The 21,853-nt window shown below is 41.5% G+C and carries 15 protein-coding genes; 5 read left to right on the forward strand and 10 right to left on the reverse strand.

All coding sequences use genetic code 11. The features are described from left to right. Window position 1 precedes the first annotated feature (1 nt). From M9189_RS10090 to M9189_RS10100, 3 genes are all read right to left on the reverse strand, one after another. The gene (locus tag M9189_RS10090; RefSeq protein WP_250722904.1) at window positions 2-3,184 is read right to left on the reverse strand and encodes a SusC/RagA family TonB-linked outer membrane protein; all 3,183 of its coding nucleotides are present in this window, start codon (window positions 3,182-3,184) and stop codon (window positions 2-4) included. A 453-nt stretch (window positions 3,185-3,637) separates the two neighbouring features. Then, on the reverse strand, window positions 3,638-4,456 hold the full coding sequence (locus M9189_RS10095; RefSeq protein ID WP_250722906.1) for a formylglycine-generating enzyme family protein: 819 nt from the start codon (window positions 4,454-4,456) through the stop codon (window positions 3,638-3,640). A 91-nt stretch (window positions 4,457-4,547) separates the two neighbouring features. Next, entirely contained in the window at window positions 4,548-5,702 is a 1,155-nt protein-coding gene (locus M9189_RS10100) for a glycoside hydrolase family 11 protein (protein ID WP_250722907.1), read from the reverse strand. Window positions 5,703-6,018: 316 nt separating this feature from the next. Here M9189_RS10100 and M9189_RS10105 point away from each other — a divergent pair, with 316 nt between their 5' ends. Next, on the forward strand, window positions 6,019-7,410 hold the full coding sequence (locus M9189_RS10105; RefSeq protein ID WP_250722909.1) for an MFS transporter: 1,392 nt from the start codon (window positions 6,019-6,021) through the stop codon (window positions 7,408-7,410). Here M9189_RS10105 and ygiD read toward each other — a convergent pair whose 3' ends face one another. Further along, entirely contained in the window at window positions 7,411-8,235 is an 825-nt protein-coding gene (gene ygiD / locus M9189_RS10110; protein ID WP_250722911.1) for a 4,5-DOPA-extradiol-dioxygenase, read from the reverse strand. A gap of 53 nt (window positions 8,236-8,288) precedes the next feature. Further along, entirely contained in the window at window positions 8,289-8,816 is a 528-nt protein-coding gene (locus M9189_RS10115) for a YceI family protein (RefSeq protein ID WP_250722913.1), read from the reverse strand. A 139-nt stretch (window positions 8,817-8,955) separates the two neighbouring features. Here M9189_RS10115 and M9189_RS10120 point away from each other — a divergent pair, with 139 nt between their 5' ends. After that, on the forward strand, window positions 8,956-11,115 hold the full coding sequence (locus M9189_RS10120) for a cation:proton antiporter (protein WP_250722915.1): 2,160 nt from the start codon (window positions 8,956-8,958) through the stop codon (window positions 11,113-11,115). On the opposite strand, the gene M9189_RS10125 is transcribed toward M9189_RS10120, so the two are convergent. After that, complete coding sequence (locus M9189_RS10125) at window positions 11,075-11,914, reverse strand: AraC family transcriptional regulator (protein WP_250722917.1); 840 nt, start codon at window positions 11,912-11,914, stop codon at window positions 11,075-11,077. The genes M9189_RS10120 and M9189_RS10125 overlap by 41 nt on opposite strands. Window positions 11,915-12,035: 121 nt before the next feature. Here M9189_RS10125 and M9189_RS10130 point away from each other — a divergent pair, with 121 nt between their 5' ends. Genes M9189_RS10130 through M9189_RS10140 form a run of 3 tightly spaced genes read left to right on the forward strand, consistent with a single transcriptional unit; the run spans window position 12,036 to window position 15,344 of the window. Further along, window positions 12,036-12,989 (forward strand): alpha/beta hydrolase, encoded by a 954-nt coding sequence (locus M9189_RS10130; protein ID WP_250722919.1) that lies wholly within the window; start codon window positions 12,036-12,038, stop codon window positions 12,987-12,989. Then, entirely contained in the window at window positions 12,976-14,538 is a 1,563-nt protein-coding gene (locus M9189_RS10135; protein WP_250722921.1) for a carboxylesterase/lipase family protein, read from the forward strand. The genes M9189_RS10130 and M9189_RS10135 overlap by 14 nt, the downstream gene beginning before the upstream one ends. Window positions 14,539-14,597: 59 nt before the next feature. Next, window positions 14,598-15,344 carry a glycoside hydrolase family 11 protein gene (locus tag M9189_RS10140; protein WP_250722923.1) on the forward strand — a complete coding sequence of 249 codons (747 nt, stop codon included), beginning with the start codon at window positions 14,598-14,600 and terminating at the stop codon, window positions 15,342-15,344. An 11-nt stretch (window positions 15,345-15,355) separates the two neighbouring features. On the opposite strand, the gene M9189_RS10145 is transcribed toward M9189_RS10140, so the two are convergent. The 4 genes from M9189_RS10145 to M9189_RS10160 all read right to left on the reverse strand — a co-directional run bounded on the left by M9189_RS10145 (window position 15,356) and on the right by M9189_RS10160 (window position 21,687). Next, complete coding sequence (locus M9189_RS10145; protein WP_250722925.1) at window positions 15,356-15,904, reverse strand: DUF4943 family protein; 549 nt, start codon at window positions 15,902-15,904, stop codon at window positions 15,356-15,358. A gap of 144 nt (window positions 15,905-16,048) precedes the next feature. Next, the gene (locus M9189_RS10150) at window positions 16,049-16,843 is read right to left on the reverse strand and encodes a hypothetical protein (protein WP_250722927.1); all 795 of its coding nucleotides are present in this window, start codon (window positions 16,841-16,843) and stop codon (window positions 16,049-16,051) included. A gap of 31 nt (window positions 16,844-16,874) precedes the next feature. Then, window positions 16,875-18,494, reverse strand: coding sequence for a RagB/SusD family nutrient uptake outer membrane protein (locus M9189_RS10155; protein ID WP_250722928.1), 1,620 nt, complete (start codon window positions 18,492-18,494; stop codon window positions 16,875-16,877). Window positions 18,495-18,510: 16 nt separating this feature from the next. Further along, window positions 18,511-21,687, reverse strand: coding sequence for a SusC/RagA family TonB-linked outer membrane protein (locus tag M9189_RS10160; RefSeq protein WP_250722929.1), 3,177 nt, complete (start codon window positions 21,685-21,687; stop codon window positions 18,511-18,513). Window positions 21,688-21,853 lie beyond the last annotated feature (166 nt).

Genomic DNA, 21,853 nt, shown 5'->3' on the forward strand with positions numbered 1-21,853 from the left:
ATTATAATGATAATCTTAAACCAACGTTATAACGCTTCTGTGTAGGATAAGCACTCCAGCCACCTGTGTTAGATTCACGGTCATCCGGCATATCTGTCCACAGATACAGGTTGTTACCGTTAACAAACACCTTCAGTGAGCTTAGTCCCAGACGCTGCATAAATGCCTGTTTTGAGAAGGTGTATGATAACTCAGCATACTTAAGACGCAAATAAGATCCGTCAAACAGGAAGCGGGTTCCATTTGTATATGGACTAGCCTGAACCTGCCATCTTGGAAGTGGAACGTCTGCATTAACATTTTCCTTTGACCAATAGCTTCCTTCATCAAATACGGTATTACGTACACCACCGAGGCCTCCCAAACCAACATAACGTGTTACGTTAGAAGCTCCGTAGAATTGAACAAAGCCACTAAAGCCCTTGTAATCCAAACCAAATTGGAAGTTTGTAGTATTCTCCGGTACATTGGAGAATCCATATGGAATTTGGTCAAAGCTTGTAATTACACCGTCAGCATCATAGTCCAGAATAATATAGTTACCTGGCATTCTTTCAGCATCAAGTGCATCATGTGGAGTTGAAGCGTAAAGTTCATCCCAGTTATTAAAATAACCGTAATCTACATAAGCACGTGTCTGACCAATTGCCTTGTTTGCCAACTTTTGGTATTCTGGAAGTAGGGTTGGATCATCACGTTCAATAATCTTGTTTTCTGCGTGAGTATAGAATACATTACCCCAAAGACGCCAGTCAGAACCAAGTTTTTTGTTCCACCTTAATTCCAACTCATAACCTTTTGTCTCAACTTCACCCATATTTACACGTGGAGGTGTAGCACCAAAGTAACTTGGGACAGCTCGATCAGTACCGGCCAACAAGATATCTGTTCTTGTTTCCTGGAAATAGTCAAGTGAGCCTGAGAATACCCCACCTAAGAATGCATAATCAAGAGCTACGTCAAGTTTGGTAGAAACTTCCCATTGAATATTGGGGTTACCTATTGAAGCTTCATAATACCAATCGTAAGGACTATCAGATCCGTTTACCCCATTCAGACCTTGATGGAATCTGCCTCCTGAACTCCAACGGTCCATATACAACCATCTTAAATTAGGATCAAACTCTTGCCATGGGGCTCCTGTTCTATCATCACCAATCTGACCATAAGAAACCCTGAACTTCAACATATCCACCCAACTAGCATTCAATTTCTTGAATAATGGCTCTTCTGAAAGCATCCAACCCACAGCACCGGAGTGGAAGAATACGAAGCGATTTTCGGATGCAAACTTTTCAGATCCATTGTATGCACCATTGTACTCAAGCATGTATCGCTTCAAATAATCATAGGTTGTACGGAACACCCAGTTTTCACGATAAATCGGGAGGTTACTACCTCTTGAATATTCCTCACGGCTAACGTTACCCATAGCTCCAACAGTATGACTACCAAAAGTTCTATTGTAATCAATCTGTCCTGAGTAGTTCATCCTACGATAATTTGCTCCAGTATTAACGCTACCTGCACCAGTCAACCAGGCATTGTTGTTCTTAAAGTCAAACTTGTAGTTACCATCTTGAGAAACGTTTCTATACTCTGTACCATCTTCAGGATCAATCCACTTTTGAGGATTATCTTCCCAGTCATTTGTATCGTCAACTCCACGGTTTACTTCCTGGAAGCTGTTGTCAAATGCTAAACGGGCATGAGCTCTAAGTCCCTTTGTGATAAAACCAAGGTCTTGTTCAAGTACAAAGTCTGTATTTAGGCGTTCGTCTGTGGTATATCCATGACCATTAACACTAACGTCCATCATTGAGTTAGTTGACGCTTGTGTTGGGTTTGGTTGATAGTAACCAAAGCTTCCGTCACTGTACTTAGGACGGAAAGCATCAGGAGCAATACCATAGAATGCAGACCATGCCAGGTGTTCATATTCGTTGAAGTTGGTACCTTCCTTTACAGCGTGAGAACCACTAAGATTAAGCTTAAAGGTTGTAGTCTTTGTCAAAGCAAAGTCAAGGTTGCTACGAACGTTAACACGGTCATATCCAAAGCCGGTTTCATAGCCTCTGTTGTTTTCAATCTTCTTATATAAGTCACCTTCGTGAGTATAGTCGAGGGATACATAATACTTAACATACTTGGTACCACCTGAAACACTAACATTAGCGTTATGAGATGTTGCATAATCCTTAAGCAACTCATCAATCCAGTCTACATTGGGGTAACGCTCAAATTCTGCCTGATTGGCAGGATACCTATACTTATGTATTCTTTCATAAGGCAGGTAGTATGACCAAACATCCGGTTTATATGGAAGTTCGTGTTCAATTACCTTGTTACGAACCAACAAAGCATCGTATGAGTCCATCAAAGGAGGAAGCTTTGAGTAAGTCTTGAATGTAGATGTATAATTCACATCAATGTTTGCACGACCTTCCTCACCACGCTTTGTAGTAATAAGAATAACACCGTTTGCACCACGAACACCAAAAACAGCAGTAGCAGAAGCATCCTTCAAAACAGAAATGCTGGCTACTGAGTTAATATCTACGCTATTCATGGGTCGCTCGATTCCGTCAACCAGGACAAGGGGTTCACCACCATTCCATGTACTCACACCACGAATAACAATTTCGGGATCTTCTTCACCCGGACGACCTGTAGTGGTCATTGTAACAACACCGGGAAGGTTACCGGTCAAAGCCTGACCCAAACTGGAGACACCACCAGTGCGTTCAAGCGTTTTAGCAGTGGTCTGGGCAATCGCACCGACCACACTTTCCTTCTTTTGTTGACCAAAACCTACTACAACAACCTCGCTGAAGATTTGAGCATCTTCAACCATAGTAACAAAAATTCGGTTCTGGTTAGCAACATTAACAGTTTGAGTTGTCATTCCAAGGAATGTAAATACCAATTCGGTATCTTCTTGCTCAAGCCTGATACTAAAGCGACCATCGAGGTCTGAAATTACACCTACTCCAGGCTTGTCCTTAACTGTAATAGCAACTCCGTAAAGCGGTTCATTATTGGAGTCAACTACTGTACCCTCCACTACGCGCGACGTTTGCGCAAAAATGTAGGATCCTCCTGTCAGAAGCAGAAGGAGCGCCAGCAGTTTTAAACCAACTAACTGATTAAACAGTGGCCATAAATGACTTTTAGTTTTCTTCATTTTTTTTGGTTTTGATATTTTTTTGACTGCTTTTGGGACTTTTTCTTTTAGACTTAAACCCCTCAACAATTTGGTACTAGCTGTACACTAAGCATTTGGGCTAAGTCTTCAAGTCTCTGTCTCTGATTCTATTCATAATTGGGAGTTTAGATTTTTTGTCTTAAAAAATGTTTACAGACAAATCTAAGCTCATGTGTTCTCTTTTGTTTTTGTTTATAAGTATTCATTGTTTGATTTTAGATAAAAAAGCAAACAATTGTGAAAATCCGACGCAGGAAATACTTTTAATATTAGATACACCAACATCCTAGTTAATTCTTTTTCTTTTACTTACATCATTTTATTGTATCTATAAACTAAAATCGATAAATTCTTGAACTACAAAGAATGTTAACCAGAGATAAAAAGAAAACCCAGTTTCTGAATCATGCTGGGACATTCCGATATGAATTACTAAAAAGCACTTCGTACAAGTCTAAATCCCTGATCTGGCCCCATCCCTGAAGCTTCAAACAGCCCCCTGTACCTAACAGCACATGCATGCTCACCTCCAATCCAACCTCCACCTCTCCAGACTCTTGCATAACCCTGCAGAAGCTGTTTGTCTTCGTACCAATCCCAGCACCATTCCCTTACGTTGCCAGACATATCATAGAGACCGCAACTGTTTGACTGCTTACGACCAACCCTGTGAGTACGCCCCTTGTTTTCCTCAATAGCTGACCAGCTCCAATCACCTTCAAGAAAGCTTTTCCCTGAGTTTCGCCAATACCAGGCAACTTCATCCACCTTATCACTTCCACTGAAGATATATCCACGGCCAGCGCAGGATGCAGCAAACTCCCACTCAGCTTCTGTCGGCAAGCGATATCCATTTGCCGTGGTGTCAAACAACACAGTCCACTTTACACTATCAATTTCATTGAAATTAACATGATCTGTCTGATCCTTAATAATTGTATAGCATGGCTGCAAACCTTCCTTCAAACTTCGTCTGTTACAATACTCTACACAATCATACCAACTTACATTTTCAACTGGAAGGTCAGCCCCTTTGAAAAATGAAGGATTGCTTCCCATCACCTTAGTCCATTCTGCCTGAGTTACCTCATGCCTGCCAATGTAATAATCCGACAACTCTATTGCATGATCCATATATGATGGCACAAAACTGTCTCCTTTGATTAATACCATGTTTTTGTCGATCTCCGAACAACATGACGAGAAAACCAAAACAAAGAATAACCCTATGTGTGTAATAGCAGATCTCATAAGCATATTATTTATTAAGATGTGTTGTCTGCGCAGAAGCGCAGACAACACTTGTTAAAGTAAGTCCGACCAGGAAAATTAAATCAGAAAATTATTGAACGGGAACAAACCTCCACTGGGCATTGGGATGTGTGGTGTTTGCGTACTGGCTGACTGCAGAACCGCTGGTTGTTCTGCCATAGCCATCCAGATACATACCTGTACCCCTGTTCCTTAAGCGATAGTAGCCGTCTCCGGCTGCTTCCAGGCTCCATTGGGCATTTACATGAGTAGTATTTGCATACTGCCCTGCATTATCACCATTGTTGGTTCTGCCCATTCCGTCAATATATAATCCTGTTGCACGATTCTTGAATCGTTCGTAACCTCCTGAGGCCTCACGTATCCAGTGTGCATTCTGGTGATTTATATTGGCATATTGACCAAGATCTCCACCATTGTTTGTTACACCCATCCCGTCAATATACAATCCTGTTGCACGATTCTGAATTCGGTAGTACTGGGTGCCACCTCCACCGTTATTACCTCCTCCGGTACTGCTACCAGCATTCCATACGGTCACATTCGCATATCCCTGACTGCCACCATAAGCTTCAGTCAGCAGTATAGCATAGGGTGACCAGTCATTTCCCAGATTAAGACCTACACTTGCCCATGCATTAACATGATTGGCAAACGTAATAGTCTGGTTTTGTCCTGTGGGAGCCTGTGAACGACGAGTACTAAATACCTGACGGAAGGTTTGTGTACCATCAATAGACGGAGCATTGTAACGCATAGCGGTGTAAATATCATATGTTGCACCGTCACTTGTTACTGCACCTCTATACTCGCCTGTAGGACGTGAATTTCCCCACCTTTCATTTACATAATATTCTATCAGAGGATTCCGTGTCCATCCGTAGTAAGCAATACTTCCGCCACCAGTGTGACTGTGAGCCCCAACATTATACCCTATAACCCTGCTATAATCTCCATAACTCCATCCTTTACCACAAGTAAAATTACCAGAATAGTTCCAGGAAACTGAATAGTTTCCTCCAGATCCGTTTGAATAATTCACACTACCGCTCCTATCATCAGTCCACAGAAACCAGAAAAAACCGTCGTGAGTTCCAGAAGAATATCCTTTCAACTGGAGCCCGGGTACGTCCTCTTGCAAGAATTCATTATCAATACTGTCTTCTGAACATCCTGCAAAAACTAACAGCATAAAAACTGCACATGTTAAAATAGTCTTTTCCATCTAATTGGATTTTTTGTTAATAGATACGTCCGGTCGGACTTTATCGTCAATGCTTCCTAAGCATTTCACTTTCATTTGCTATGGAAAACATTGGATACCAAATTAGTAAGAATAGACCCTGGGATATTTATGATAATAAACATTTATTTTATGTTTTTAGCTATTTCTTATTAGTGATATAATTCTACTAATCCATGATTCTCATTCAATTAACATAATGAATGCAACCTCTTTGCTATACCTCTAAAACAAACCAGGTTCACAAAACCAGAAATGCTTTGCAAATGTTATATTTGCCGCCACTAATCTTGACGAGATGCAGCACAATCAGCAAAAATCACCTATTCTGGCCATAGTGGCCATTACATCATTCCTTGGCACCTTCCTTATATCATCTATCAATATCGCTCTCCCGGCAATAGAAAAGGAGTTCTCTATGCACGCTGTTGCCTTGAGCTGGGTGATTACAGGCTTCCTGCTAACCATGGCAACCTTCCTGTTGCCAATGGGAAGAATAGCTGACCTTAGCGGTGTAAAGAGGATTTTCAAAATAGGAATGTACTTCTTCACAATTTCATCTTTGCTGTGCATCTTTGCAAATTCAGGCACCAAGTTAATTGTATTCCGTCTAATACAAGGTATTGGAGCTGCATTGACAAGTACTACGGGAACTGCAATCCTTGTAGCTGCATACCCTCCCAATCAGAGGGGACGGGTACTTGGAATGTCTGTAGCCTCAGTTTATCTGGGACTCGCCACAGGACCTTTTATTGGAGGAGTGCTAACTGAAACCCTAGGATGGAGATCAGTTTTTGTACTGTCATTTGTTCTCGGAATAGTCGTGGTTATCGTCACCCAGATATTCCTTGGGAAAGACGACAGCGGTAGCTTCAAGGCAATCAAGCAGTTAAGATTCAGAGGAAGTCTCTTTTACATAGCAGGTCTTGGAACTCTTGTTTTCGGCTCCTCACGCATTCCTGAACTATCCGGCTGGTTACTTATGCTAGTAGGTCTTGTATGTTTCATAATCTTTTGGCGTAGTGAGTCAAAATCTGAGTTTCCTGTCTTCTACACTAAGTTATTCACACACAACAGACTCTTTGCATATTCCAATCTGGCAGCATTAATCAACTACAGCTCAACCTATGCTATCGTATTTCTGCTCAGCCTCTATTTGCAAAAAATCAAGGGTATGCCTGCACACATGGCAGGGACGATACTGGTAGCACAGCCTTTAGTAATGGCTATTTTCTCTCCTCTAGCCGGCAGACTTTCTGAAAAGATTCAACCCCGATATCTGGCATCGTCAGGAATGGCCCTATGTGCCACCGGACTAATAGCCTTCTCGTCTCTGAGCAGTAACACCCAATTGTGGTTCATTGTAGCGATACTAATCTGGATGGGACTGGGGTTTGCCCTATTTTCCTCGCCAAATATGAACACGATAATGAGCTCTGTTGACCGCAACAGTTACGCACAGGCATCAGGAACGGCAGGCACCATGAGGGTGGTGGGACAAATCGTCTCAATGACAATTGCCACTTTCTTCTTTGCTCTGTTTATGGGAAAGATTCCGATTGAGGAAGCCAGTGAAGGAGTGTTTATTATGATAATCAACAAAGCATTTTTAGTTTTCGGACTAGTAGCCCTTTTGGGAATCTATTTTTCGTACTCTCGAGGAAGGCTAGACCGGGCTACTGCTTCTTAACTACCCTATTTTAAGGGAGGTCATTGTCAGACTTCCTCCAAGAGGCTTATCATTAAATAATTCCACAGCCTCCCCCTTTTTTTGTAAACCTGCAGCATACAACAGAGGCAGGTAATGCTCAGGAGTTGGAACGGCATAATCAAAGGCTTTACCATGACTACGGAAGTTGATCAAGCCTTTATGGTCTCCGTCAAGGATGAAATGCCTCATCTTTTCGGCAGCCTCAAGGGCCCAGTCATATGCATAATGCTGATCTATCTTGCGCCAATCGAGCATTCTCAGATTATGTACCATATTCCCGCTACCTACTATCAACACCCCTCGCTCACGCAAGGGTTGAAGCTGACGGGCCAGTTCATAGTGATAATCTGGATTTTGCAAATAATCAAGACTCATTTGCACAACAGGGATATCAGCTTCCGGGTATAGGTGCCGTAGCACGCTCCATGCCCCATGGTCTAGCCCCCACGAATGATCAAATGTCAGTTCATGAGAACTGACAGTCTCACGCGTAAGCTTTGCCAGTTCCGGAGAACCAGGTGCAGGATACTGCACTTCATACAGCGCACGCGGGAAACCGCCAAAATCGTGAATTGTTTCTGGCATTTCCATTGCAGTAAGTTGTGTCCCTCTTGTCTCCCAGTGTGCTGAAACACAAAGTATCGCAACAGGACGTGGAAGCGTTGCAGCTATCCTTCGAAAACCTGCAACAAATTCATTCTCCTCAATGGCATTCATAGGACTACCATGACCCAGAAACAGTACTGGCATCCTGGGAGTGCGCGGAAATTTATCCGCTATGTTATTAAGTATTTTCAAACTCATTACAAGCACCTTGATAAAAAATAATGACCAGGCTTTGGCCTGGTCAAAAAGTCTTAAGCCTGTTTTGCAAACTGGACCTCACCAGAAATGCTGATGTCATCACCTACTAACACACCACCTGCTTCAAGTGCAGCATTCCAGTTAAGTCCCCAGTCCTTACGGTTAATCTTTCCAGTAAGAGAGAACCCGGCCTTGGTATTTCCCCAAGGATCCTTGTTTGATCCACCGTATTCTACATTCAGGGTAATCTCCTTTGTAACATCCTTAATTGTAAGATTACCTCTAAGCTTGTACTCCTCATCACTGACCTTTTCAAACTTAGTGCTCTCGAAGATGATACCGGGAAATTTTTCAACATCAAAGAAATCAGCGCTTCTCAGGTGATTATCCCTGTCGTCATTGTTTGTAAAGATTGAAGATGCATCAATCCTGGCGATTACTTTACCATTTTCAAAATCCTCATTATCAATTGAAGCATTGAAAATCTTAAACTCACCCTTAACATTACTAATCATAAGGTGCTTTACTTTAAAAGTAAGTTCACTATGTGCCGGGTCTAAAATCCATTTTGCTTTATCCATGGCCTATAATTTTTAGTTAATAAATTCTTTTTGAATACGGTACAAAGGTATATCAAACAAGAGGCAAGAGGGTAACAGATTCCGGAAACAGTGTGGTATTAATCGGAAAAATTGTAAATTTGAGGAGAAACAGACTTTTATGGATTTTGGCCTTTTACAATATAGCTTTCCTATAACTGATCCGATCTTAAAATTCCTGATCATTCTGATCATCATTCTGAGTGTTCCAATTTTGTCAGATAAGATTCGTTTACCTCACCTCCTGGGAATGATCCTGGCAGGGGTTCTTATAGGTCCCAATGGTCTGAATCTGCTTGAGCGTGACAGCAGTATTATCTTATCTGGGACTGCAGGATTGTTATACATTATGTTTCTCTCAGGTCTGGAAATCGATATGAATGATTTCCGAAAAAATATATGGAAGAGCAGTACACTGGGCCTTCTTGGTTTTTGTATTCCCATGCTTATAGGAACATTTAGCAGTATTTATTTCCTGGAGTTTTCTACAGCTACATCTATACTTCTGGCAAGTATGTTTGCCTCCCACACACTGATTACATATCCGATTGTAAGTAAACTGGGACTCGCAAAAAATAAAGCTGTCAACATTGCAGTAGGTAGCACACTGATAACCAACATGCTGGCACTCCTTGTTCTTGCTATCATAGTAGGAATGAGTAACGGATCTCTTAGCAGTTTCTTCTGGATAAAGTTAGTACTGTCATTTACGGCTTCAACCTTGATTATCCTGCTTGTATTTCCTCATATAGCCCGTTGGTTCTTTAAGAGGTTTAGAGACAATGTATCCCAATATATCTTTGTACTGGTCATTGTCTTTTCCGGAGCTATCTTATCTCAACTAGCAGGAATTGAAGGTATAATTGGTGCATTTATGGCAGGGTTGGCACTAAACGGACTTATTCCCCGTCATTCTCCACTGATGAATCGTATAGACTTTGTAGGTAATGCAATCTTTATTCCTTTCTTTCTTATTGGAGTAGGTATGCTAATTGACTACAGGGCCTTCACAAACAAACACACTTTGTTTGTTGCCTTTATTATGACGGCAGTTGCCATTTTGGGAAAATACCTAGCAGCTATTATTACCAGAAGGTCTTTCAAACTGACAAGTGATGAAGGGACACTCATATTTGGTCTTACAAACTCACAGGCAGCTGCCACCCTGGCTGCAGTTCTTGTAGGCTATAACATTATCCTTGGGTATAATGATGCCGGACTACCCATCCGCTTACTCAATCATGAAATCCTCAACGGTACTATTATAATGATTCTTGTGACCTGTACTGTAGCTTCCTTTGCTACACAAAGGGCCTCACACAGGATAGCCTCTTCAGATCAGCTTTTGAATCAACCAGAAGATATATCTGAAAGAATCCTAATTCCGGTAAGCAATCCCAACACTCTTGATGAACTGGTTAACTTCAGCCTTGTGCTTAAGTCCTCAAAAAACAGGAACGGGATTGTTGCACTTAGTGTAGTTCCAATCGACACGAATGATCCTGATGCCGGTAGTAAAGCACGTAAGTTGTTAGACAGAGCGGCAGAGGCCGGAGCTGCTGCAGATATAAAGATAAAGACATCCTTGCGTTATAATGACAATCCAGTCAAGGGGATAACCCATGTACTACAGGAGAAGAAAATTACTGACCTGATACTGGGCTTGCATGACAGAAAGGGCTTATCCGATTCTTTCCTGGGAACCGTTACGCAAAACATACTGTCCAACACAAATATTACTACTTATATCTATCACCCACATCAGCCCATTGCCACTGTAAGGCGTCACTTTGTGCTGATACCCGAGAATGCAGAGATGGAAACAGGTTTCCCTTTTTGGCTGGCAAAGATATGGAACCTTGCACTGAATACCGGGTCTACAGTGGTGTTTTATGCAGGAATTGACACGCTAAAGTTCCTAAGAAACATTCAGCTTCACCATCCCATAAAGGTTGAGTTTAACGAACTAAAAAACTGGAATCATCTACTTAGGGTCAGGAAAAGAATCAAGACAGACGATAATGTAATTATCGTGTTGAGCCGTGAGAACCTTCCATCGTACAACAGTTCGATGGCCTACATTCCAGCCTATATCAACAAGTATCTAAGCAACAATAACTTCCTGCTGATTTACCCGTCGCAGCTCGACCTTGAAGACGAGAAAGTAGACCTTACCTACCCGTCACTGATTGAAACCATAGAAAAGATTGACGGAATTGGTAAGACCCTTGCGTCCTTGTTCAGGAAGTCCCGGTCAAAAGAGCAGCCACCTCTTCCCTAAATTCAGATGGGGTCTTGCCGGTCTTCGTCCTAAACACCCTAGTGAAATAGGACTTGTCATTGTAGCCGAGCTCGAAACCAATTTCAGCAACCGATTTATTGGTATGGGCCAGCAGCTTTTTAGCCTCAGTCAGTTTGCGTGTCTCTATCAGCTCCGAAACACTACGATTCATTATCCTATGGCATATAAGGTTTAGATTTCTGGCAGACATAAAGAGTTTTTCCGCATAGAAGTCCACGTTGAGAGGCCTCCTGAAGTTATCTTCAAGGATTCTTAAAAAGGCAGTAAAAGTCTCATTCTGAATCTTTGGTTCATCCTGTTCCTTGTCTGTCACCCTTTGCTTTTCAGCCTCAATCATAAGGAAAAGTGCGCTCAGTAAGTGGCGCACGACCGAGAGGTCGGGCGCAGTATTCTTCATCTCAGCATCAATAAGGCTGCATAACAATCCCAGGCGATTGAAGCATGTACCAGATTCCAATGCAATATTTGGCCTTTGCATAAAGCTCTGATAATGCTGAAAAATAGTATCAGCAATAAACTCGCTTTTAAACCGGATCACCCACATGTCAAACTCGTCATTAACAAGTTTAAGTGTTAGTTTATGTGGCTGTCCTTTGGCGACAAAGGCGACAAGCGGAGCCTCGGCTAGAGTCAGTTCACAGTTGATTGTATGCTCAATGCCACCTTTTACTCCAACTATGAGCTCTTCAAAGTCATGTACATGTACTATATATGTGGACTCTGCAATTCTGAGTGCCTCATCCCTATCAACCTTCCAGATACTGAACAATGAATCCATAATTCAGAAGTTTTCACAACATAATTTAACTACTTCACAGAATAACACTGCAATTTACTTTCAATAATCGCCATCATTCCATAATTTTGAAGCTCTTACAAATTAATCAAAATCGTTAACAATGATTTACAGATCCAAATCTTTGTTCTCAATTTTAGCTACCGGCCTTGCTTTTTTCTTTGCCTGTGAAGTTTCTGCCCAAGACGGCACAATCTATCCAATGGATAGACCTGATGAACCCAATGCCATCCTTCTTGGAACAGGAGGTGTTGAAGGACAGACAGCTGAAGAATCATGGTTTATGCAATGGGGTGACCCAATGGCACGTAACATTTCTACAGCCACTCTTACCCCTTTCCTTCCTGATCCGGCAAAAGCTACAGGCGCTGCTGTGATTGTTGCTCCTGGTGGTGGTTTCAGGTGGCTGTCAATGGGTAACGAAGGATGGGAAGTTGCCCAAGCCCTTGCTGACAAAGGAATTGCTGCATTTGTACTTAAGTACAGACTCTTCCCCACTCCCGAGTCAGTTGAAGAATTTACTGAAACGATGAACAGGACTTTTGCGGAGGCTACTCCAAGGGAAGAAACTGCAGGTGAACGTCCCACTCCTCCACCAGCAAGGCCTGCCGGTCCAATACGTTTCTTCCAGATGGATGACGCTGAAGCTGCATATAAGCTAATCGTTGAAAGAGCTGACGAATGGGGTGTTGATACAGACCGTATCGGCATGATTGGCTTCTCAGCCGGTGCAATGCTGACTATGCAATGCGCACTCAACTCAAAAGTAATGAAGCTTGCTTTCATCGGTCCTATCTACGGAAACATGGGTGAAGTTCAGGTTCCTGAGAATGCTCCCTATATGTTTAATGTGATTGCAACCGACGACTTCCTGTTCAACGGAAAGACAGGCGTTATTGAATCCTGGTACAAAGCCGGAATTCCGGTTGAGTTCCACCTTTATCAAAATGGGGGACACGGTTTTGGTCTGGGCAACCCCGACAAGACAAGCAACCGTTGGTTTGATGCATTCATCTACTGGTTGGAAGTAAATAAATTCCTCAATGAAAAGAAATAGTACAATATTGATAACCCTATTGTTTGTAATGGGGTTATTCTCCTGTGTAACAAAAGAAAAACCGGCTGCAGAACCTGTAGTTGACACTACTCACGGTACCATCAGCGGTTATATAAAAGATGGAGTCTATACCTTCAAGGGCATACCTTATGCACAAGCTGAGCGTTTCATGCCCCCACAGGATCCTGAAACGTGGGAAGGTGTAAGAGAGTGCACCAAGTTTGGACCAATTGCTATGCAGGTCAACAGCTGGTCACCCGACTCTGTAATGAACGAGAAAGAGCTTTTTACAGTAAACGTTTGGACCCAGGGTATAAATGATGGTAAAAAACGTGCTGTTATGCTTTGGTTGCATGGTGGTGGTTTTGCCTTTGGCGCAAGTGATGACCCAATCTCTGATGGTCATATGCTGGCTCTAAACGAAGATGTAGTTCTAGTCTCAATCAACCACCGCCTCAATATTCTGGGCTTTCTGGATCTGTCTGATTTCGGTCCCGAATACAAGTATTCTGGAAACGTTGGAATGCTTGATATCGTCAAAGCCATGGAGTGGGTAAGAGACAACGTGGAGACCTTTGGTGGGGATCCTGGTAACGTAACAATACTTGGTGAGTCAGGAGGAGGAGGTAAGGTAGGTACACTAATGTGTATGCCTCCAGCAAAGGGGCTGTTTCACAAGGCAATTATCCAGAGTGGCACCTTGCTTAATGTGATGGACAAGGAATCATCTGCAGCATTGGGAAGAGCCGTATTGGAAGCTGCAGGCTTAACTCCCGACCAGGTTAAAGGATTGGATACTATTCCATACAAAAAGCTTGTAGAAATAGGTAATGAGGCAATGCGTAACTCTGTGGGGATCCGCAGACCGGGTTCAAGCAGAATGTTTGGTTTTGGACCTACTCCCGACGGGGAAGTCTTGCTTCAACAACCATTTTCACCTAACTTTGCAGATATTTCTTCAGACATACCTCTGCTGATAGGATCAACTCTTAACGAAATGATGCCTGTTGCCTATGGTGAGAAAGAAATGACCGAAGAACAGGCTCGCGAAAGACTGTTGCCTTTGTATGCAGAGGATACTGACAAGTTTATCGAGCTTTACAAGCAGACATACCCTGACTATACGCCACAGGATCTGTTATCAATTGACAGAGTATTCAGACCTCTTACAATTGAAGTAGCTGATGTTCGCAGTGCTACAGCAAATGCTCCAACCTATGTATATTTGCTTACATGGAAGAGTCCTGTAGATGACGGAACCAAGGGATCCTTCCACGGAATGGATATTCCACTTGCGTTCAACAATATTGAACTGGGTAAACACTGGACAGGTGACACCGAAGAGTCAATTGCACTAGCTGCTACAATGAGTAAGGTGTGGGCTAACTTTGCCAAGACTGGTAACCCCAATGCCGAAGGTGCTGTTCCTGCGTGGAATGCATACAGTAAGGAAAATGGCGAGACAATGATATTCGACTCTGAATGCAGAATTGCGAATAATCACGACAGGGATCTGATGAGTTTGATAAAGGCGCGATTCTTTAATTAGCTAACTGATTAAGCCCTGCCCAGTACGCAGGGCTTAATCCTTAAAACTATTATTTTGAGATGAGGATTTTTGGAATTTTGGTGTTGGTATCGGCTATTACTGCCGGATGCGGATCGAATGCAAACTCAGGGTCAAATGAACCAGAGAAAGCTGTAACGACAGTAACATACTGTTCTGATCCTGATAATGAACAGCACAAAGGAATCAGGGATGGTTATTCCTTTGAGCTTTGGAATCAATATGGGAAAGGCGATGCTTGTATGACACTTGGTGAAGGAGCTCTTTTTAAAGGACATTGGAGTGGTATAGAAAACTACCTTGCCAGAAGAGGGTATTCCTATGACAATACAAAGCATCATAATGAGATAGGCCGGTTTTCAAGCAAGTACAATTGCATTTATGAACCCGGCACCGAATCCGGCAACTCTTACCTGTCAATCTATGGATGGACTGTAGATCCGCTTATCGAGTTTTACATTGTAGAAGACTGGCGACGCTGGATACCTTCAATGGCTGAAGGTACAGAAAACATGGGCAGTTTTGAGGTAGATGGAAGCATCTATGACGTTTATGTCAGCCTACGCGAGAATCAGCCTTCAATACAAGGACAGCAAACCTTCAAGCAATATTTCAGCATTCGCAGGGATGTACGAAACAAAGGAAACATAGATATCTCAGCACACTTTGATTTCTGGGAATCTCTGGGCATGGAACTTGGAAAATTCTATGAAGTCACATTTGTTGTGGAAGGTTATCGCAGTAATGGGACCTTTGAATTTACCGAACTTGAAATCAATGTGGAATAACCCTATTATATTTAGTTATAAAGCCCTGGGCTCAGCAGAGTCCAGGGCTTTATTTTGCACAATTCAGCCCAATCCAGGCCCTCATTCAGAGTCCACCACTCATAGTACTTCAGAGACACAATTGCATGCGCTATTTCATTATTAATATCCACCAATTGCTTTGTACTCTCAACTACCAACAAGGGATTCAGCGACTGAAATTGCAAAATGTCATAAATCTTTTCACTACCGCTTGCAGCAGCAGATCTCATCCCCTCAATAGTCCACAACACAAATACCCCAAGTCTGCATTCTTCCATTGAATAACTTGAGAATGGATTGAATGGGAAATTCCTGATCAATACAGTTTCATTTCTGTATTTCAAAAGCTCTGGAATATCCGAAGGTGTAAAGGCAGGAAGCAAAAACGTTTTATACTTTCCTACTTTAAGTAAATTAATAAAGGACGGCACATCCAGGGAAGGATAATCTATCCTGCTATGAATAATTTCCTTGTCTTTCACACAACCGCTTAGACCCACAATCAACAGGACTGTAAGCATAATTTTAAGATACTTCATATTGGATAGTTTTAAGATAAAGCTACAGAATTAAGATTATATAAAAGTAATCGGGTTGCACAAACTATCAAACCATCTGCAACAAAATAAAGAGCTCCTGTTGGCAAGAGCCAACAGGAGCTTTTAATACAGGAGAATAATTAATTATTCATCACCTTCGTCGTCACCAGCATCCAATACGAGCTCACCATCAGTCATAGTAAAGGTTGAGCTTGCTGAAGCTCCAAAATCACCTTCAGCTTCCAGAATAACTAGTTCACCAAGTGTCAGGCTCACAAGACCATCCTTAGGAAAGCTTAGTCCGTCACCATATTCGTCATAAACTGTAAAAGTATATTTTCCATCTGGCACGCAAAAATACTCCTCAGCGCTTGCCTGGCCATCCTTATAAGGACCACCTTTGAAAACTTCTTCGCCTTCCTCATCTGTTAATTTCCAGGTAGTCTCACTACCATAACCATCAAACGTGATAGCAAGCTTAAGTTCATTAAGCGTACACGGTGGTTTGATAAAAACAGTTGCTGAATAGTAAGGCAACTCACTAAGATATGGATTGGCAAAATTGTCATCCAACTCAAGTACCAGTGAAATATTAGATCCCTGTGGAGCATCTTCCTTTGCAGAAAGAGCGACCACAACAGTATCTACACCCTTTGGAAACTCAACAGTTGCAGGAACATTAAAATATTGCGCATTCTTTACAGCACGCAAAGAAACACTAATTGCATCAGCATCCTTGCTTCTGACTACAGTTACTTCAAAATCCAGTGCATTATATGCAATAACCACTATCCCAGGGTTTGCCTTAAGAAAACGAACTGCCTGATTAGATTCATCCATAACCGGACTTATACTATCCTTATCCTCGAACTCATCACAGCTGCCCAGTACCAGCGCAGCCACAACAAACATTGAGAGTAGTTTATATATTGATTTCATCGTCTCTAGTTTATGTTATTTGGCATCAAAATTATTCAAAATCTGGAACAGGTAGTGGTGTTGGAGCACCGGGATTATTATCAGCATTTGTTAGCTTAGGATTGGCCAGAATTTCCTTTTCCGGAAGTCTCCAAAGCAAAACCGCATCCTTAGCTGGAATATTAAATATCATAGTAGCATTTGGATATCCACCTCCTCTACGATCAACAGCTTTGTTAAGCCTCATAATATCAAACCAGCTTAAGCCTTCACCCCACAGTTCTACACGTCTGTGGAAATAAACTTCTTCCTGAACATCAGTTGCAGAAGTGCCAGAGAATGAATATTCCGGATTACGATAAGCCTTGATAAAATCAACTAATGTTTGAGCGCCTGTAGATGGTGATCCACCCATTGCCTCAGCTTCAGCCTTAATCAGGTACATCTCTTCAATTCTCATCAAAGGAATGTCGTTTGCGTTTGTTGAAGTACCAACTTCACCTTTATAAGGAGCAAACTTAACATGTGTATATGCAGGATATGCGTATTCTGCCATCCACTCGGCCTCCTCCTCGTTAAGGATCGGGGACTCACCATTTGCATCAATCCACCATCCTTTTCTAACATCAGTTGCAGGAATAGCTTCATACAGACTCTTATTTATCTGCCTACCTTTTGAGAAGTTAGCATAACCATAGTTCAATGAACCCATGTGAGAAGGCCAGTTAACAATACCAGAAGTCACTACCCTGTCTGTTTCCGAAATAATAACTCCCCACATCCATTGATTTTCACTAACAGAGTTAAAATAGGGCTTACTCACTTCTGCAATAGTAGCTGGTTTAATACCTTCAGATGTAGCTTCAGTAATAGCACTGCTAGCATCTGCAGCAGCTTCGTCCCACCTTTGCATTGTCAGATTAACCCTGGCACGTAAGCCGTATGCAACAGCTAGACTTACATACCTTTTGTCAGCCCTCTCTACTCCACCATCTTGTGCCTTAGCTAGCAACTCAATTGCCAAATCCAAATCATCGGTAATCAAGGTAAAAACTTCAGCAACTGTAGCTCTTTCAACACCTTCTATAGCAGCATCACTGTTATCTTCTGTTACAATAGGAACACATGGAGCATTCTCATTGCCAACATAGTTAAATTGATACAGTTGCGCCAACACCCAGTAATTAAAGGCTCTCGAAGCCAAAGCCTGAGCCAGAAGGAAGTTAATAGTAGGGTCTTCTGAGTCGGCTGAAAGAGATGCCACAGCAGTATTAGAAGTCTTAATCTGCGCATACAAAGTATTCCATACAATAGTACTTTCATAGGATGAAGTACCTCGATCTGAATAATCCAGGCTATTGCCGGTCCAGTTATAACCATTATCATTACTTACTACGTCATAACCATTGGCATCAAAAAACATCATCAGAGCTGGATAGCCAAAGTCGTTATGGCGACTGGCACCCAGAGCATCTGCATTAGGATTATAGGTTGAAAGCTGTGAAAAAATTGCATTAACACCAGCTTCAACTTTCTTTGGATCCAACTTAACTACTTCCTCCTTTTGCGCAGGTGTAGTAGTATTGCCTTCTGGCGCGGTATCCAAGTCTTCACAACCTGCAAACACTGTCACAGCCAGGGCTAAAACTCCATATAATATATTCTTTTTCATACAAGTAGTCCTTTATTTAGAATGCAACATTAATACCTCCAGAAACTGTACGGATAGGTGTGTAACGTGCAGTAGTTGCACTGGTATAGCTTTGACGAGGATCAAGACCTACTCTATTTGTCAACAAAGCTACATTATCAGCTGAACAATATACTCGTACCCTGGATACTCCAACTCTATCAACTATGCTCTTTGGCAATGTGTAACCAAGAGTAATATTGTTTAGGCTCAAGTAATTTGAACTAACAAGGAACCTTGTAGATGTTGAGTTTGAAAATCTATCATTTGCATTGAGTCGGGGAACATCTGTAGTCGTGTTTTCCGGAGTCCATGCCTTATAGATATCCTTATGCCAGTTATTTCCAGCATTACTTGAAGATCCACCATGCATCAACCTTGCATATCCTGAATCATAGATTTGGCCACCTAACTGATATGCTAACTGAACTGAGAAGTCAAATCCATAAGCATCTACACTAGTTCCAAAACCACCATAGACCTTGGGTAGAAGATCTGATGTTCCAACCTTGTTGGTGTTATCAGCCTTTTGCCAGTCAGTAGTCTTGTACTCCCTACCATTATCATCCTTTGCCCAGTACAAAGCTTCACCTGTGTTAGAATATACACCGGCATATTTAACAAGGTTCATTCTATACATTGAATAACCTTCTTCATACCTCCTGGTTCCATCAATTATAATTCCACCAAGGTCAGGATGCAACTCATTTATCTTATTCTTAATAAATGAAGCATTAGCATAAACACCCCAATTGATATTAGACGTTTTAAGTATATTATAGTTTAGATCTACTTCCAAACCGGAGTTAGTCATAGAACCAATATTCATAGGTAAATTAGGATAACCAACAGTAGGGTTTGTAGGCTTCAAATAAAGCATATTTGATGACTCTCTGCTAAAATACTCAATAGAACCAGTCAGCTTGCTCTTAAACAAAGCAATGTCGAAACCCACATTGTATGAGATACTGGTTTCCCAGGTAATATCAGGATTACCTTTTCTATCCAATGCCCCATCGGAGAAAACTCCGTCTGCTCCAGTAACTCTGTATTCGTCTTGCCAGCCATAGAGTGAACCAAGCAAGTCATTACCCTGCTCACCATAAGAACCTTTAAGCTTCAGCATATCAATCCAAGTAAAATCACGCATGAATTCTTCATTGCTAATCATCCATGCAGCACTTGCTGACCAGAAATTACCCCATCTTTTATCCGGGTGGAAACGTGAAGATGCATCCCTTCTATAGGCAAGATTTGCAAAGTATGTGTCATTATATGAATAATTAGCACGACCAATTATACCTTTGGTAGCATAAAAATCAGCTGACCCACCACCCCTTAGGTTATCAATAGCATTACTTACATAGTATTTCTCAGGGTGATACAGGTTCTCACCAGATGCAAAAATCTCATCTTCACGATTTGAGTAACCATCATAACCAACGGTAAAATCTAAATTATGCAAATCCTGAAGTACAATATGGTAGTTTGCAATATACTGTTGATTAACTCCAAGTATGCGTGTCTGATCCTGATATGCTGTACCTCCATAAGAAGCACTTTGTCCCATATATGCATTACCCAGGTCATTGTACTTGGTATTGTCTACATTAATACCATACTGAACTAAGAATTTAAAACCCTTGAATGGAGTAAATTCAGCAAAAGCAGTTGTATTAACAATATCCTTTATATACTCAGTTTTGTTAAACAAAAGGTCTCCAGACGGGTTAGATATACTCATAAAGGAACGAGAAAAGTTAGTACTTGTTGTTGTTCCATAATCATAAGTATTACGTCCGGAAGTCTGCTTGATTTGCTTTGTTGCAGCATCCCTAACATATAGAGGATAAACAGGTGCAATATAGTTTGCAATAAAGAATGCATTACCGCTTGAATTGGTAGTTACCTGTTCGCCGGGATAATCACTTAGAATATTTGTAAAACCAACATTCGCTCCAACCTTTAACCAATCATTTACTTTATGATCAGCTTTTAGTCTACCTGTATACCTGGTAAAACCAGAACCATCAATTACACCCTGGTCATCAAGATAACCCAAAGACATATAGAAGGTTGTCTGCTCACTACCACCTGTTATTGATAAGTTATACTCCTGACGCTTGTTGTTCTTGAAAGTCTCATCTGCCCAATTATCAGGGTGATAGTAATAGTCCGCGTCTGAATAACCTAAAGTAGCATTAGGATTCAACTTACCATTTAAACCTATAAGATTCTGTCCCTGAGGAACAGTATAGATCCTGTATCCGATACCACCTTCAGCATCCTTAGGAATAGTAACATTTGCATAATTATGAGCCTGATCAGGACTGTAATTCAGGTTATAAATACCAGCATTATAGATTGCCTGATACACATTCTCAATATAATTCTTAGGACTGGTCAGTACCTCATAATTCTTAACAGCACGTGAGTTTACACCAACTTTCGCATCCAAAGAAACATTAGTCTTACCCTTTGAACCCTTTTTTGTAGTAATCATAATGATACCATTTGCACCGCGAGCACCATAAAGAGCTGTAGAGGCAGCATCCTTAAGTACAGTCATTGACTCAATATCTGAAGAGCTCAATGATGAAAGGTCCCCATCAAAAGGCACACCATCTACTACATATAAAGGATCCATCTCAGCGTTAATTGATCCAACACCTCTGATCCTGACATCTGCTGACTCACCTGGCTGTCCATTAGAACTCAAAATCTGAACACCAGCCATTGTTCCAGAAAGAGCATTTGAAATATTTGCAACCTGACGTTTTTCAAGCTTGTCTGAACCTAGTACTGCTGCAGAACCAGTAAATGATCCCTTGGTTGAGGTACCATAGGCAACAACTATAACTTCGTCCATAGCAATAGAGCTTGAAGCTAAGGCCACATTGATTGTGCTTCTACCTGCAACCTCAATTTCCTGAGTTTCCATTCCGATAAATGAAAACACCAAAGTCTCAGCATCAGTCGGTACATTAAGCGAATATGTACCATCAAATTGTGTAACAGTACCAACTGTAGTACCCTTAACAAAAACGGTTGCTCCAGGGATGGGTTCACCGTCTTCACTTCCGGTCACTTTTCCGGTAATGGTCCTGGTTTGAGCAAAAACTGCGCTCACACCTATTACCATCAGCAAGGAAAGTGTCGCTAGAACTTTCTTCATAAAGTATAAGGTTTAAATTAATAAATAGGACAACTAACTATCGTTTGGTTTTTATTTTTCTTAATTCTTACATTCCAGATGGTACTGTCCGAAATTTCGAACATCATCATGAATTATACAACAAAAAAAGTATCCTTTAGTTTATTCCGGCTATTAATAATTTCAA

This window comes from Xiashengella succiniciproducens (assembly GCF_023674465.1).
In the GTDB taxonomy this organism is placed as follows: Bacteria; Bacteroidota; Bacteroidia; order Bacteroidales; family Marinilabiliaceae; genus Geofilum; species Geofilum succiniciproducens.

Bases quoted from the DNA above. Each gene is read 5' to 3' on its own strand.
- M9189_RS10155 (WP_250722928.1), bottom strand. From the start codon at position 18,494: ATGAAAAAGAATATATTATATGGAGTTTTAGCCCTGGCTGTGACAGTG.
- M9189_RS10115 (WP_250722913.1), bottom strand. From the start codon at position 8,816: ATGGATAAAGCAAAATGGATTTTAGACCCGGCACATAGTGAACTTACT.
- ygiD (WP_250722911.1), bottom strand. From the start codon at position 8,235: ATGAGTTTGAAAATACTTAATAACATAGCGGATAAATTTCCGCGCACT.
- M9189_RS10120 (WP_250722915.1), top strand. From the start codon at position 8,956: ATGGATTTTGGCCTTTTACAATATAGCTTTCCTATAACTGATCCGATC.
- M9189_RS10105 (WP_250722909.1), top strand. From the start codon at position 6,019: ATGCAGCACAATCAGCAAAAATCACCTATTCTGGCCATAGTGGCCATT.
- M9189_RS10160 (WP_250722929.1), bottom strand. From the start codon at position 21,687: ATGAAGAAAGTTCTAGCGACACTTTCCTTGCTGATGGTAATAGGTGTG.
- M9189_RS10130 (WP_250722919.1), top strand. From the start codon at position 12,036: ATGATTTACAGATCCAAATCTTTGTTCTCAATTTTAGCTACCGGCCTT.
- M9189_RS10095 (WP_250722906.1), bottom strand. From the start codon at position 4,456: ATGAGATCTGCTATTACACACATAGGGTTATTCTTTGTTTTGGTTTTC.
- M9189_RS10135 (WP_250722921.1), top strand. From the start codon at position 12,976: ATGAAAAGAAATAGTACAATATTGATAACCCTATTGTTTGTAATGGGG.
- M9189_RS10150 (WP_250722927.1), bottom strand. From the start codon at position 16,843: ATGAAATCAATATATAAACTACTCTCAATGTTTGTTGTGGCTGCGCTG.
- M9189_RS10140 (WP_250722923.1), top strand. From the start codon at position 14,598: ATGAGGATTTTTGGAATTTTGGTGTTGGTATCGGCTATTACTGCCGGA.
- M9189_RS10145 (WP_250722925.1), bottom strand. From the start codon at position 15,904: ATGAAGTATCTTAAAATTATGCTTACAGTCCTGTTGATTGTGGGTCTA.
- M9189_RS10125 (WP_250722917.1), bottom strand. From the start codon at position 11,914: ATGGATTCATTGTTCAGTATCTGGAAGGTTGATAGGGATGAGGCACTC.
- M9189_RS10100 (WP_250722907.1), bottom strand. From the start codon at position 5,702: ATGGAAAAGACTATTTTAACATGTGCAGTTTTTATGCTGTTAGTTTTT.
- M9189_RS10090 (WP_250722904.1), bottom strand. From the start codon at position 3,184: ATGAAGAAAACTAAAAGTCATTTATGGCCACTGTTTAATCAGTTAGTT.